General features: G+C 67.5%; 13 protein-coding genes. 6 read left to right on the top strand and 7 right to left on the bottom strand.

Translation table 11 applies throughout. The features are described from left to right. Window positions 1–47 precede the first annotated feature (47 nt). Complete coding sequence (locus tag ACERIM_RS04150; protein WP_373631380.1) at window positions 48–488, bottom strand: DUF5518 domain-containing protein; 441 nt, start codon at window positions 486–488, stop codon at window positions 48–50. A 212-nt stretch (window positions 489–700) separates the two neighbouring features. On the opposite strand from ACERIM_RS04150, the gene ACERIM_RS04145 reads away from it, so the two are divergent. Next, entirely contained in the window at window positions 701–2,029 is a 1,329-nt protein-coding gene (locus tag ACERIM_RS04145; RefSeq protein ID WP_373631378.1) for a glycerate kinase, read from the top strand. Here the strand turns inward: ACERIM_RS04145 and ACERIM_RS04140 are convergent. Together ACERIM_RS04140 and ACERIM_RS04135 are read right to left on the bottom strand one after the other, a co-directional pair. Then, entirely contained in the window at window positions 2,026–3,387 is a 1,362-nt protein-coding gene (locus ACERIM_RS04140) for a GntP family permease (RefSeq protein ID WP_373631377.1), read from the bottom strand. The genes ACERIM_RS04145 and ACERIM_RS04140 overlap by 4 nt on opposite strands. Window positions 3,388–3,729: 342 nt before the next feature. After that, window positions 3,730–4,563, bottom strand: a complete 834-nt coding sequence (locus ACERIM_RS04135; protein WP_049905825.1) for an amidohydrolase family protein — start codon at window positions 4,561–4,563, stop codon at window positions 3,730–3,732. Between the two features lie 187 nt (window positions 4,564–4,750). On the opposite strand from ACERIM_RS04135, the gene thsA reads away from it, so the two are divergent. Together thsA and ACERIM_RS04125 are read left to right on the top strand one after the other, a co-directional pair. Continuing rightward, a complete protein-coding gene (thsA, locus tag ACERIM_RS04130) occupies window positions 4,751–6,295 on the top strand; it encodes a thermosome subunit alpha (protein ID WP_373631404.1) in 1,545 nt (514 codons plus the stop codon). Window positions 6,296–6,398: 103 nt separating this feature from the next. Continuing rightward, window positions 6,399–6,770: a HalOD1 output domain-containing protein gene (locus tag ACERIM_RS04125; protein ID WP_373631375.1), complete on the top strand. Its 372-nt coding sequence runs from the start codon at window positions 6,399–6,401 to the stop codon at window positions 6,768–6,770. On the opposite strand, the gene ACERIM_RS04120 is transcribed toward ACERIM_RS04125, so the two are convergent. Both ACERIM_RS04120 and ACERIM_RS04115 read right to left on the bottom strand, forming a co-directional pair. Continuing rightward, window positions 6,771–7,616, bottom strand: a complete 846-nt coding sequence (locus ACERIM_RS04120) for an S-adenosyl-l-methionine hydroxide adenosyltransferase family protein (protein WP_373631374.1) — start codon at window positions 7,614–7,616, stop codon at window positions 6,771–6,773. Window positions 7,617–7,644: 28 nt separating this feature from the next. Then, window positions 7,645–8,163 (bottom strand): nicotinamide-nucleotide adenylyltransferase, encoded by a 519-nt coding sequence (locus ACERIM_RS04115; protein WP_006650155.1) that lies wholly within the window; start codon window positions 8,161–8,163, stop codon window positions 7,645–7,647. A gap of 285 nt (window positions 8,164–8,448) precedes the next feature. Between ACERIM_RS04115 and lonB the strand changes: the two genes are divergently transcribed. The 3 genes from lonB to ACERIM_RS04100 are packed head-to-tail and all read left to right on the top strand — an operon-like array spanning window position 8,449 to window position 11,979. Further along, window positions 8,449–10,602: an ATP-dependent protease LonB gene (gene lonB, locus ACERIM_RS04110; RefSeq protein WP_049964930.1), complete on the top strand. Its 2,154-nt coding sequence runs from the start codon at window positions 8,449–8,451 to the stop codon at window positions 10,600–10,602. Then, complete coding sequence (locus ACERIM_RS04105; RefSeq protein WP_373631372.1) at window positions 10,603–11,613, top strand: type II CAAX prenyl endopeptidase Rce1 family protein; 1,011 nt, start codon at window positions 10,603–10,605, stop codon at window positions 11,611–11,613. Window positions 11,614–11,637: 24 nt separating this feature from the next. Further along, window positions 11,638–11,979, top strand: coding sequence for a hypothetical protein (locus ACERIM_RS04100; protein WP_373631370.1), 342 nt, complete (start codon window positions 11,638–11,640; stop codon window positions 11,977–11,979). Between the two features lie 84 nt (window positions 11,980–12,063). Here ACERIM_RS04100 and ACERIM_RS04095 read toward each other — a convergent pair whose 3' ends face one another. Together ACERIM_RS04095 and rnhB are read right to left on the bottom strand one after the other, a co-directional pair. Then, window positions 12,064–12,441 (bottom strand): hypothetical protein, encoded by a 378-nt coding sequence (locus tag ACERIM_RS04095; RefSeq protein ID WP_006650158.1) that lies wholly within the window; start codon window positions 12,439–12,441, stop codon window positions 12,064–12,066. A 63-nt stretch (window positions 12,442–12,504) separates the two neighbouring features. After that, entirely contained in the window at window positions 12,505–13,176 is a 672-nt protein-coding gene (gene rnhB / locus ACERIM_RS04090; protein ID WP_373631367.1) for a ribonuclease HII, read from the bottom strand. Window positions 13,177–13,274: the final 98 nt, after the last annotated feature.

The raw sequence follows: 13,274 nt of genomic DNA, 5'->3' as shown, positions 1-13,274 counted from the left end.
CCAGCGGTCGTTCAAACACGACTGAGCGCGAGCGCGACCAGCACTTCTCACATCGTGATTCCGGCCGGGCGCAGCCAGTGGGTCTTCGCGCGCAGCCAGCCGCCGACCCGCGCGCCGATGGCGGCGAGTACGACGGCTATTCCGAACAGCAACGCGGTAAACAGCGTTAGAAAGCCGACGGCGGCTGCGCGCGCCAGCACCGACGGTTCCACTTCGGTCGCGATGAAGACCAGGACGTCGGCGACCATCCACAGCCCCGGCAGCACGCCGATGACGCCCGCTCTGTTCGCGGCTCGAGCGCGCGCCGACGGGTCGGCGACGAGATAGCCGGCGATGAGGCCGGCGACGAACACCGGACCGAGCGCGAGTTCGCTTCCCGTCCGGACGTAGGCGGCGGTCGTGAACGGGAGGGCGGCCACGCCACCGACGAGTCCGGCCCGCCAACTCTCGTCCTCGAGCAGCGGTCGAAGGGACAGGGTGGGGCTCATGGTCGACTAGTCCGCGGCCCGCCGTATAAAGACAACCGGCCGACACGTCCGCCCGCCCGATTCCCGCGAGCGGCCTGACACGAAGCGCATCGAATCCGCGAGTTTTAGCCCGTCGCGACTGACTGCTCACACATGACAGCGACGGGAGCCGCCGATCGAACCGCGAGCGCCGACGCCGGTCCGCGACCGCGCGCCGCCCGGGGTGGACAGACGTGATCGAGGACCGCGACCGACTCGCCTCGAGCGAGGCCCGCGAGGCCGCGCTCGCCTGCGTCGAGGCCGGCATCGAGGCGGGCCATCCACGCACTGTCGTCCGCGAGGCCGTCTCGCTCGCGGGCGAGACCCTCCGCGTCGCCGACGCGACCTACGACCTCAGTGCGTACGACGAGGTCCGCGTCCTCGGGGGCGGCAACGCCGCAGCCCACGTCGCCGCGGCGCTCGAGGACGTCTTGGGCGACCGGCTCGACGGGGGCGCGGTCGTCACGGACGACCCCGTCGAGACGGACCGCGTAACGGTCCGCGAGGGCGACCATCCGACGCCGAGCGAGTGCGGGGTCGCGGGAACGCGGGCCCTGCTCGAGGCGGCCGACGCGGCGAGCGAGGACACGCTCGTGCTGGCGGCGATCACCGGCGGCGGGAGCGCGCTCATGGCCGCGCCCGCCGGCGACGTGTCGCTGTCCGATCTGCAGTCGACGACTGATGCCTTACTCGAGAGCGGGGCCGACATCGGCGAGATCAACGCGGTCCGCAAGCACCTCTCGGCGCTGAAAGGCGGCCGACTGGCCCGCCGGGCCGCCCCCGCGACGGTCGCCGGCGTGATCCTCAGCGACGTGGTCGGGAACGATCTGAGCGTGATCGCCAGCGGCCCGGTCGCCCCCGACGCGTCGACGTTCGACGACGCGCTCGCCGTTCTCGAGCGCTACGGGATCGACGCGCCCGACGCCGTCCGCGAGCGCTTAGAGCGCGGCGCGACCGGCGAGGTCGCCGAGACGCCCGGGCCGGACGACCCGGCGTTCGAGCGCGTCTCGAACCGCGTCGTCGCGGACGGGATGACCGTCCTCGAGGCCGCCCGCGACGCGGCGATCGAACGGGGGTACGACCCGCTCGTCCTCTCCTCGCGCGTCCGCGGCGAGGCCCGCGAGGCGGCGACGACCCACGTCGGGATCGCGGAGGAGATACGGGCCACCGGGACGCCGATCGAGCCGCCGGCCGTGATCCTCTCCGGCGGCGAGACGACGGTGACGGTCCGGGGCGACGGGTCGGGCGGGCCGAACCAGGAGTTCGCGACGAGTGCGGCGCTGTCGCTCGCGGAGCGGGAAACGGACGTCGCGGTCGCCGCGGTCGACACCGACGGCATCGACGGCGCGACCGACGCGGCCGGCGCGCTGGTGGACGAAGCGACCGTCGAGGACCCCGATGCGGCGCGGGCGGCGCTGGCCGACAACGACGTCTATCCGTATCTCGAGTCCAGAAATAGCCTCGTTTGCACGGGGCCGACGGGCACGAATCTGAACGATCTGCGGGTGCTGGTCGTCCGCTAGAAGGCCAGTCCCGCGACGTTTCGGAGGACGACGATCCAGACGATACTCGAGAGGCCGAGTACCAGCGTCGCGAGCGTCCAGGCCTGGTAGGCCGTCGACGTCTCCATGTCGGTGAACTCCGTGATGATCCAGAAGTAGGAGTCGTTGGCGTGGCTGACAGTCATGCTGCCGGCCCCGATCGCGAGAACGGTGAAGACCTTGCCGATCTCGGTGTCCAGGCCCAGCGAGCCAAGCAGTGGTGCGACGAGCCCCGCCGTCGTCAGGATCGCGACCGTCGAGGAACCGAGCGCGGATTTCATCGCCGCGGCGACGACGAACGCGGCGAGCAGGCCGATACCGAGCCCGCCCAGCGTGTCGGTGATGAAGTTCTCGAGGGGCAGCGCCGAGAGGACCTCGCCGAACGCGCCGCCGGCGCCGGTCACCGCGAGGATGACGGCGGCGTTTTTGATCCCGTCGGAGACCCACTCGTCGGTCACGTCGCTGGTGAAGTCGGGCACGATCGCGAAGGAGATGAACGCGCCGATGATCAGCGCGACGGCCGGATCGCCGAGGAACAGCAGCCAGCGCTGGAGCGTTCCAGTGATCAGTTCCGGGTTCTCCGCTTCGGGGTAGGCGGCGATCGAGCCGACGGCGATCAGTGCGATCGGCACGAGCAGCGGGGCGAACGATGCCGCACGCGAGGGCATCGACCCGTACTCGGCTTTGATCTCCTCGATCGTCATCTCGGGGTTGGGGTCGATGTGGTAGTTCGAGGCGACCCTGTCGGCCCACGTCGCGGCGACGAAGACGATGGGGGCACTGACGATGAGTCCGGCGAGCATGACGAGACCGATGTCCGCGCCGATGATCCCGGCCGCGGCGATCGGCCCCGGCGTCGGCGGCACGAAGACGTGCGTGACGTAGAGCCCGCCCGCGAGCGCGACGCCGAGCGTCGACAGCGAGAGTCCCGATCGCTCGGCGAGCGACCGGTTCAGACCCGAGAGAATGACGAACCCGGAGTCACAGAACACCGGAATCGAGACGATGCTTCCCGTGATCGCCATCACCTGCGTGGTGTACTCCTCTCCGACGTAGTCCAGTACCGTCTCCGCGATGACGATGGCGGCACCCGAGCGCTCGAGGCAGGTGCCGATGATCGTCCCGGCGACGATGACGATCCCGATGTAGCCGAGGATGCCGCCAAAGCCGTCGGTCACGAGCGAGGCGACCGCCGCGGGATCGAGCCCCGCAGCGAGACCGGTCAGGTAGGCGGCGATCAGCAGTGCGAGGAACGCGTGCAGATCCAACTTCGCCGTGGCGACGATGATAAAGGCCACCGCCGCGGCGAGCAACAGTACCAGTGGAAATCCTTCGAGCATGTAGTCGGTTCCCGCTCATGAACGATGATGAATTTATCGATCAATACGCAATTCGTGATACCTGGTATATGATTGCGGCCAATATCTTGCACCTGAAACGTAGGAATAGAGATATTTGGTAAATAATTCAGGCGGATCGGGGACCACTCGTGTCGAAACCCGATGCGTTTCGTTCCCGAAGCGCGAGCCCTCTCGCGGGCCGGCTCACCCGCCGCTGTCCGGTCGTCGAGTGGCAGGTCGGTGAAATCCGTTCGTCGGCGGACGGCGGGCGGAGTCCGAGCGGTCGACGAGAACCGCGCGACCCCCGACGCGAACGGGCAGGACCGCGGCCGTCGCTCGGTTTCAGTTCCAGGCGTCCGCCTCGGGTGCGAGCGCGTCGATCACGCGACAGGCGTTTTTCGAAAACGCACGGCGAAGCATGTCCTCGGAGACGTCCAGCGTGAGGATCTCCATGACCGCGACGTTGGGGTGACAGGCCGGCGCGCCGCTGCCGAAGAAGACGCGGTCGGGATGCTCGAGGACGGCGCGCTCGAGCTGCTCGCGGTAGCGGACGAAACTCGTCTCGAGGTAGCAGTCGTCGTACTCGTCGAGGAGGTCGATCATCTCGTCCATCAGCTCCCGATTCAGCGGGTGGCCGCCGAACCGGCCGACGACGACGGGGAACGACCGATCGAGTATCGTTTCGGCGAGGGTCTCGGGAGGCGCATCGACGCCGCCGCGGACGATCACGGGGAGGCCGACGTCCTCGAGGGCCGCCAGCACGTCCTCGTCGGGGTAGTCATCGACGGCGGGGTCGAGGACGAACCCGTGAAAGCGGTCGTCGTAGGCGAACTTCTCGACGTCGCTCGGCGAGGTGTGGTGGTCCTCGCGGCCGCTGACGGCGTTGCGCAGTCGGTCGGTGGTCGTCCGCCCCGGCGTCTCGGTCCCGTTGATCCGGGCGAAGGCGACGAACGGGCGGTCGACGCTGCGTCTGGCGACGCCGTTGTTCGGCGCGAGATAGCTCGTCTCGGGAAGCGCGGGCGGGAAGACGACCGATCCCGTGATCCCCGCCTGATGCATTTCCCGCTCGAGTCGATCCGCGGTGATCGTCGGTACGCTGGGCACCCCCGTCCCGTCCGCCGGCGGCAGCCGCGTCGCGACGTCGACGACGCGGAACCCGTGTTCCAGCTCCAGCATTCGTCCGGCCATTCCGAGCGGACCCATATTTCCCTACCGGCTCGTCGCCGACCCGTCGTGTCGACGGTTCACACGGGCAATCGCAAGACGGAGCGGTGGTAGGAGGGAAACGCTTATATAGAAGTGCTAACGACATAGGTAGTGAGGATCAACGATGGCACAACAGCGACGCATGGGTGGGCAGCCCATGTTCATTATGAGCGAGGATAGTCAGCGAACGCAGGGTCGGGACGCCCAGTCGTCCAACATCATGGCCGGCAAGGCCGTGGCCGAGTCGGTACGCACCACACTCGGACCCCGCGGTATGGACAAGATGCTCGTCGACTCCGGCGGGGACGTCGTCATCACCAACGACGGCGCGACCATCCTGAACGAGATGGACATCGAACACCCCGCGGCCCAGATGATCGTCGAAGTCTCCGACACCCAGGAGGAAGAAGTCGGTGACGGGACGACCACCGCCGCGGTACTGGCCGGCAACCTGCTGGGCGAGGCCGAGGACCTGATCGAGCAGGACGTCCACGCGACGACGATCGTCGAGGGCTACCACGAGGCCGCCGAGATCGCCCTCGAGGCGATCGACGAGCAGGTCAACGAGGCCGACGTCGACGACGAAATCCTCCGACAGGTCGCCGAGTCGTGCATGACCGGCAAGGGCACCGGCGGACTCACCGCCGCGTCCCTGGCCGAGACTGTCGTCGAGGCGATCCGCCACGTCGACACCGACGAGGGCGTCGCCCGCGACAACGTCACCGTTCACACCCAGATCGGTGCCTCCTCGAACGCGACCGAACTCGTCCCCGGGATCGTCGTCGACGAGGAGCCCGCCCACGACGGCATGCCGAGCGCGGTCGAAGACGCGTCGATCGCTATTCTGGACGTCGAACTCGACGTCCGGACCGGCGACGTCGACGCCGAGTACGCCATCGACTCGATCGACCAGCTCAACGCCGCCATCGACGCCGAAGAGGGCGAACTCGAGGGCTACGCCGAGGCCGTCGCCGATAGCGGGGCCGACGTCGTCTTCACGACCGAGGACGTCCACGACCGCGTCGCGAACGCGCTGGCAAACGAGGACGTTCTCGTCTTCGAAGGGCTGGGCGACAGCGACGCGCGACAGGTCGCCTCCGCGACCGGCGCGCGCCGCGTCGGCGACCTCGACGACCTCGAGGACGAGGACCTCGGCTCCGCCGACCGGATCCGCACCGAGAACTTCGGCGACGACGACCTGGCGTTCGTCGAGGGCGGCGCGGCCGCCGAGACGGTCACCGTCTTCGTTCGCGGCGGCACCGAACACGTCGTCGACGAACTCGAGCGCGCCATCGGCGACGCCTTGGACGTCGTCGCAACGGCGCTCGAGTCGGGCGAGGTCGTCCCCGGCGCGGGCGCGACCGAGATCGCGATCGCGGACAAGATCCGCCAGGAAGCCGCCGGCATCGAGGGCCGCAAGCAGCTCGCCGTGACGGCATTCGCCGACGCGGTCGACATCGTCCCGCGGACGCTCGCGGCCAACACCGGCCGCGACCCCATCGACGCGCTCGTGGACCTCCGTGCGGCCCACGAGTCCGAGGGCCGTGCGGGCCTGATCACTGACGGTGACGAGGTCACGATCGACGATCCCTTCGAGTACGGCGTCGTCGACCCCGCCGACGTCAAGCGCGAGGCCGTCGAGAGCGCGACCGAGGCCGCGACGATGATCGCCCGTATCGACGACGTCATCGCCGCCGAGTAACGTCGCTGTTCCCGCGTTCGCGTTTTTTCGTGTCGCTTGCTGCCGGTCCCGGTCGATTATGGCCATTACTGTTAAGTGTTAACAAACACCATCTAGGTCTAGTATGTCCGGAACCGCTCCGCGAGACACCCTGACGCCGATCGGTAACACTGACGGTCGGACGGTCTACTACGACGAGGACCGCGGGACCTACCACACGTGGTGTGACGACCGCGCCTATGAACCGGTGAGTACGGCCCTGCTCATGACCGTCTCGTCGGTCCTCGGCGTCGAACCCGACGATCTCGAGGCGCTTTCGGAGTGTATCGATCCGGACGCACTCAACGCCCTGTTCGTCCACTGGCGGGGCGACGAGCCCCGGATCGGCGACGGTTCGGTGTCGTTTACGTTCTCGGAGTGTGCCGTGACGGTGTATGCCGACGGTGAGGTCGTGATCGATCCGTCGCGACAGCGGCCGCGGCCGGCCGATGACTGACTACTCCGCTTTCTCGCCGCCTTCGGGCTCGAGGACCACCCGATCGCCGGGTGCGAGGCCGAACGCGTCGTCGCCGCGGCCGCGGTTGACGTCGAGTTCGACGTAGCCGTGGCTCCCGACGGTCGCGAGTCGCTCACCCGCCGGCACCGCGGCGAAGGTGTCGCCGATCGGGACCGAGTCGCCGTTCGCGACGATCCGCGCTCGGTCCGCGAGATAGGAGCCCGGGACGTTCGTAATCGCGTTCCCGAAGCCGTCGACCACCAGTACCTCGCCGACCGCTCGGCCGTCTTCGAGCGTCGGCGTCGGCAACGTCAGTTCGACGTCGATCGCCGTCAGTTCGAGCCACTCGAGCGAGTCCAGCGCCGCCGGATCGGTCTCGTGGACGGCGGCAGCCGCGGGCGCGAAGACGTCCCGACCGTGGAACGTGTTGCTCCGGCCGCCCGGCGGTCGCTGTGGGCTCTCATCGTCGATCGACTCGACGGGTACAGTCGGTTCGACCGGCTCGAGCGCCGCCTCGTCGACGGTGTAGCACTCGGGGTTCTCGGATCCGGCGAGTCGGGTCGCCGCGGGGACCAAGACGCCGTTGTCGGGGCCGACGAACGTGTGATCGCCCGCACGGAGAACGATCGCATCGCGGTCGGTTCCGACGCCGGGGTCGACGACGACCAGGTGGGTCGCCGGCGGAAAATAGGGCAGTACTTCTCGGAGCCAGAAGGCGGCCGTACGGACGTCCTGTCGGGGGAAATCGTGTGCGACGTCGACCAGCCGGGCATCGGTACGTTGCAACAGCACGCCCTTCATCGCCGCGGGATAGGGCGAGCCGAAGTCGGACGCGAGCGTGATCATGGGCTCGGTTACGACCCTCGAGGCCAAATCAGTCCCCGTTCGAGTCCGAATCGCTGACCATCTGAATCCGTTCGATACCGTCCATCTCCTCGACGACCTCGACGACGGCGTCGGGCACGAGCGACTGCCAGTCGCCGTCGGTGATCATCCGTTCGCGGACCTCCGACCCCTCCAAGACGTCGCGGTTGAACATCGGGGACTGGCGGATCTCGATGCCGGCTTCCCGGAAGAGTTGGATGACCAGCGGATTGTTCGAGTAGGCGACGTCGAAGTCGGGGCTCATGCTCTGGACGTGGCTCACCCACACCGAGTTCCGTTCTAAGTCCTCGATCGGGACGGCGTAGGTGACCAGATCGTACTCGACCAGCGACTTCGTGATCATCATGATGCGTTCGCCCGCGGTAAACGGGTTGCGTACGGTGTGTGAGTCGTCGGCGCTCCCGATCCCGAGGACGAGTTCGTCGACGTCTTCGGCGATCTGCTTGACCATGTTCAGATGGCCGTTGTGAAACGGCTGGAACCGACCGATGTAGAACCCCCGAGTCATGCCGGGAACTGCTCGGGCACGGCGCTTAAGCGTGGCGAGTCGTCTCGAACGCGGGACACTGACCGACAGCGCCCCGTCGCCCCCCGCTCGTCCCGTGCCGGTCACGCTGACCGATCACCGAGCGATACATTCGTTGAATATGTACCGAATTAAAACAGGGACGGTCGCTCCCTGATTAGCCACGTCGGGCGCTGTTCCCGCCGGTATCAGCAACTGACACCATCCTCCGCATGGAGAAAGTATATCAGTCGCAATCCCTTCGAAACAGATACCGAACAGAGTTCTATGAGTAACGATACGAACGTTGACGATCCTCCCGAAGACGCTTCGGACGCTGCTCCCGACGAGGACGGGCGCGAGCAGCCCCCCGAGCGTCAGGGAGACCGGCCGCCGCTCGAGGACGAGGGCGACCGAGGCGACGACCTCGATGAGCCGATCGACGGGTTCGACCCGTCGTCCGACGAGGACGACGACCTCGAGACGGTCGAGGACCTCGGCAGTACGGTCGAGGTCGATCCCGGCGTCGAGGTCGACGAGGAGATCGCCGAGGACGACCTTCTCGGTGGACTGAAGATCGATTCGACCGAGGACATCGAGGTCCCGGATCGGCTCGTCGATCAGGTCATCGGCCAGGACGAAGCACGCGATATCATCATCAAGGCGGCCAAGCAGCGCCGCCACGTCATGATGATCGGTTCCCCGGGGACCGGCAAGTCGATGCTGGCCAAGGCGATGAGCCAACTGCTCCCGAAGGAAGATCTTCAAGACGTCTTAGTCTACCACAACCCGGACGACGGTAACGAGCCGAAAGTCCGAACCGTTCCTGCTGGGAAAGGCGAGCAGATCATCGACGCCCACAAGGAGGAAGCCCGCAAGCGCAATCAGATGCGGTCGATCCTGATGTGGATCATCATCGCGATCGTCATCGGGTACGCGATCCTCACGGGTCCGATCCTGCTTGGTATCCTCGCAGCCGGGATCATCTGGCTGATCTTCCGCTACACCTCTCGGGGCTCGGACGCGATGGTCCCCAACATGATCGTCAACAACGGCGATCAGCGCGTGGCGCCGTTCGAGGACGCGACGGGTGCCCACGCCGGCGCCTTGCTGGGCGACGTCCGCCACGACCCCTTCCAGTCCGGCGGGATGGAGACGCCGAGCCACGACCGCGTCGAGCCCGGCGCGATCCACAAGTCCAACAAGGGCGTGCTGTTCGTCGACGAGATCAACACGCTCGACATCCGCACCCAGCAGAAGCTGATGACGGCGATCCAGGAGGGCGAGTTCGCCATCACGGGCCAGTCCGAGCGCTCCTCGGGCGCGATGGTCCAGACCGAACCCGTCCCCTGTGACTTCATCATGGTCGCGGCGGGCAACCTCGACGCCATGGAGAACATGCACCCCGCGCTGCGCAACCGGATCAAGGGGTACGGGTACGAGGTCTACATGGACGACACCATCGAGGACACCCCCGAAATGCGGCGCAAGTACGCCCGCTTCATCGCTCAGGAGGTCGAACGCGACGGGCGTCTCCCTCACTTCACCGACGATGCCGTCGAGGAACTCATCCTCGAGGCCAAGCGTCGCTCGGGTCGCAAGAACCACCTCACGCTGCACTTCCGGAGCCTCGGTGGCCTGGTCCGCGTCGCCGGCGACATCGCCCGCGCCGAGGATCGGGACCGAACCACCCGCGAGGACGTCTTGCAGGCCAAGCAGCGCTCCCGGTCGATCGAGCAACAGCTCGCCGACGATTACATCGAGCGCCGCAAGGACTACGAACTGCAGGTCAACGAAGGCGGCGTCGAGGGCCGTGTCAACGGCCTCGCGGTCATGGGCGAAGACTCGGGCATCATGCTCCCGGTCATGGCCGAGATCGCCCCCGCACAGGGCGGCGGACAGGTCATCGCCACCGGGAAGCTGCAGGAGATGGCCGAGGAGTCGGTCCAGAACGTCTCCGCGATCATCAAGAAGTTCTCCGACGTCGACCTCTCCGAGAAGGACATCCACATCCAGTTCGTTCAGGCCGGCCAACAGGGTGTCGACGGCGACTCCGCCTCGATCACCGTGGCGACCGCCGTCATCAGCGCCCTCGAGAACATTCCGGTCGATCAGTCGGTCGCGATGACCGGCTCGCTGTCGGTCCGTGGCGACGTGTTGCCGGTCGGTGGGGTCACCCACAAGATCGAGGCCGCCGCCAAGGCCGGCTGTACCAAGGTCATCATTCCCCAGGCGAACGAACAGGACGTGATGATCGAAGACGAGTACGAGGACATGATCGAGATCATTCCCTGCTCGAACATCAGCGAAGTTCTCGACGTCGCCCTGATGGGCGAACCCAAGAAGGACTCGCTGGTCGATCGACTCAAGTCGATTACCGGTACCGCGTTCGATCAGGGCACCGTCGGCTCCGCCGGCGGGTCGAACCCGAGCCCGCAGTAGATGCCTCAGTGGGCGACGTTCCTCGGTCTCACGGGCGTCGTCCTGACGTTGCTGCTCGTTTTATCCCACCTCACGCAGTCGGCGTTTACCGACGGAGCCGACGACGTCACTGACGGACCGGCGACAGCGAGAAGCGACGCATCGGCCGGCGAGTCGCCGCCGTCTACCGACGCCTTCCGCGAGCCGTCATCGGACGACGACGGGTCGCGGCCGCCCGACGCTCACGGGTCGGCGACCCACGCCTCGAGCGACGGTGAGCGCCCGGTAGAGCGATCGGCGACGCCGCCGAGCGCCACCGATGCCGGTACCGAGCCCGATGGGGACACGAACACCGACTCGAGCGACCCGGCTGCGTCCGCTCTCGATGCGGACCACCCGGCGGATCGCGGGGTCGATCCGGACTCGCTCTCGACGGGGATGGTCCTCGCCAACGTCGCGTTCTCCCAGGGGCTGTTCGCGGTCCTCTTGCTCGGCGCGGCGATCTACACGGCGATCCCGGCGTCGGCCTTGGGCGTCGAGTTCTCCCTCTCGTACCTCGAGTCCGGCCTGCTTCTGGGGACGATCGCCGGGTTCGGATTCTACGTCGGGAACGAACTCGCCGCGGCGGGGGCGACCCGGTTCGGGTTCGATCACGACGAGGCGTTGCGGGAACTGCTCTCGCCGGATTCGGCGACGGGCTGGCTCGTCCTGCTGGTCGGCGTGTTGCCGATCATCGCCGGCTTCGAGGAACTGCTTTTCCGGGCGGCGCTGATCGGCGTCCCGGCGGCCGGCTACGGCGTCTCGCCGTGGCTCCTCGCGGTCGGGTCCTCGATCGCCTTCGCCCTCGGGCACGGGATGCAGGGCTCGGTCGGCGTCGTCGTCACCGGCCTGCTCGGGTTCGGCCTCGCGGCCGTCTATATCGTCACCGGCAGCCTGCTGGTCGTCATCGTCGCCCACTACTTCATCAACGCCCTCGAGTTCGTCGTCCACGAGGGGCTGGGCCTCGAGTGGGCCGAAACCCTCGAAGGCTAAGGGCCGGGAGTCCGTCGACCGGCTATGGATCTGACTGCCGGCTCACCGGCTCGCTCTCGAGCGGTCACCGCCATGATTCTGAGCTACTTCGCCGTCTTCGCCTACGCGACGGCCACGAACGACCCGCGAGCGGTGACGCTCACGGAATTCGGCTTCGGAATCATCGCGATCGCGGTGGGAGCAATGCTATACGGGCAGCGGTCGCGGTCGGAACCGGTGCTGACCCTGGGCGCGGGCAGCCTCGTCGCCGGCGGCCTGTTGAATGTCGTGGCCCTCCTCACGCACTCGAGCGCCGCCGATACGCTCTCCTCGCTGCTGGTCTTTCTCGGCGTCGGCTGCTACGTCTACGCGGTCTGGCGCAGTTGATCGCGGGGAGTTTGATCCTCTCGTGGCGTCGCTCGAGTCGGCTGTCACCGAGACGAACCCGTTCCATACTCGTCGCGTATCGCGCTATCCAGTCGGCGGTTTCTCGCGTCGAGCCCGAATCCCGACGACGAGTCCCCCAACGATACCGATGCCGGTCGCGCTCACGATCGAACCGATCACGCCCGCCCGGAGCAAGACGAGCGCGACGACCAAGACGGTGAGGAAGGTGACGCCGAACGTCCCGAGGCCCAGCGCGAGCGGTTGGGGCGTGCCGTCCGCGTTTCGACCGAACTGGACGAGAACGACGGCTGCGATCAGGACGCCGGCCCCGATTCCGGCCGGCAGTCCGACGAGTACCGAGAACTCGAGGTACGGGAGCAGGAGTTCCGACACAGCGACGAAGACGACGAGAAACGTTGCGAGACCTGCCGCCGCGGCGTAGCCGAGCGTTCGAACGCGCATTTCACTCACGGTGACAGGACGACTGTGGTCACGATATAGATGCCGATCGGAACGGCAGGCCGGTCAGAACTGCTCGAGCCCGGTCTGTTCGGCCGCGGCCAGCGCGTCCTCGCAGGTCGACCACGACGCCCGCGCGAACGGCGGGAGGTTGCCGTGTTCGTCGACGTAGTCCGCGAGGAACTCGCGGGTCGTCGAATCGCCCGGGTAGCCGCTGCCGATCGGGCCGTACTCGTCGGCCAGTGCAGCGACGTGGGAATCCCGTTCGACTTTGGCGACGATGCTGGCCGCGCCGACCAGCGGCGATTCGTCGTCGGCACCGTGGCGTGCATCGACGGTGAGGGCCTCGAGCGAGCAGGCGTCGGCGACCCGCCGGGCGAACCGGTCGGCGTCGGTGTCACAGGCGTCACAGAGCCCCGAGAACTGCTCGTCCGCGCTCGCGACGCGAGCGCGGTCCGCGAGCGCGCCCTCGATGGCCGTCGCGTGGGCCGCGACCGCCAGCGAGTTCATGTCGGTCTCGGGGTCGTCGATCCGCGCCGGCGTGATCTCGGCGACGCCGATCGCGATCCGGTCGTCGCCACGCAGTGTCGCCGCCAGCTCCTCGCGGCGCTCGGGCGAGAGCCGCTTCGAATCCCTGATGCCGTCGGGGAGATCGTCGGGCGCATCGCAGTGGACGGCCGCGGCGAACATCGATCCCAGCGCGGGGCCCTTGCCGGCCTCGTCGACGCCGAATGGCATACGACGTGGATCCGTCGCCGGGCGCTAAACGGTTGCGTTGTCTGTCCCCGATTCACCGCGTCGCGTGTCGCACGATATTTGTCCGTGGCCTCGAAACC

It is taken from the genome of Natrinema sp. H-ect1 (assembly GCF_041821105.1).
Lineage (GTDB): Archaea > Halobacteriota > Halobacteria > Halobacteriales > Natrialbaceae > Natrinema > Natrinema thermotolerans.
The sequence above is the reverse complement of the archived record's forward strand: the minus strand, read 5'-3'. Positions and strand labels throughout refer to the sequence as shown.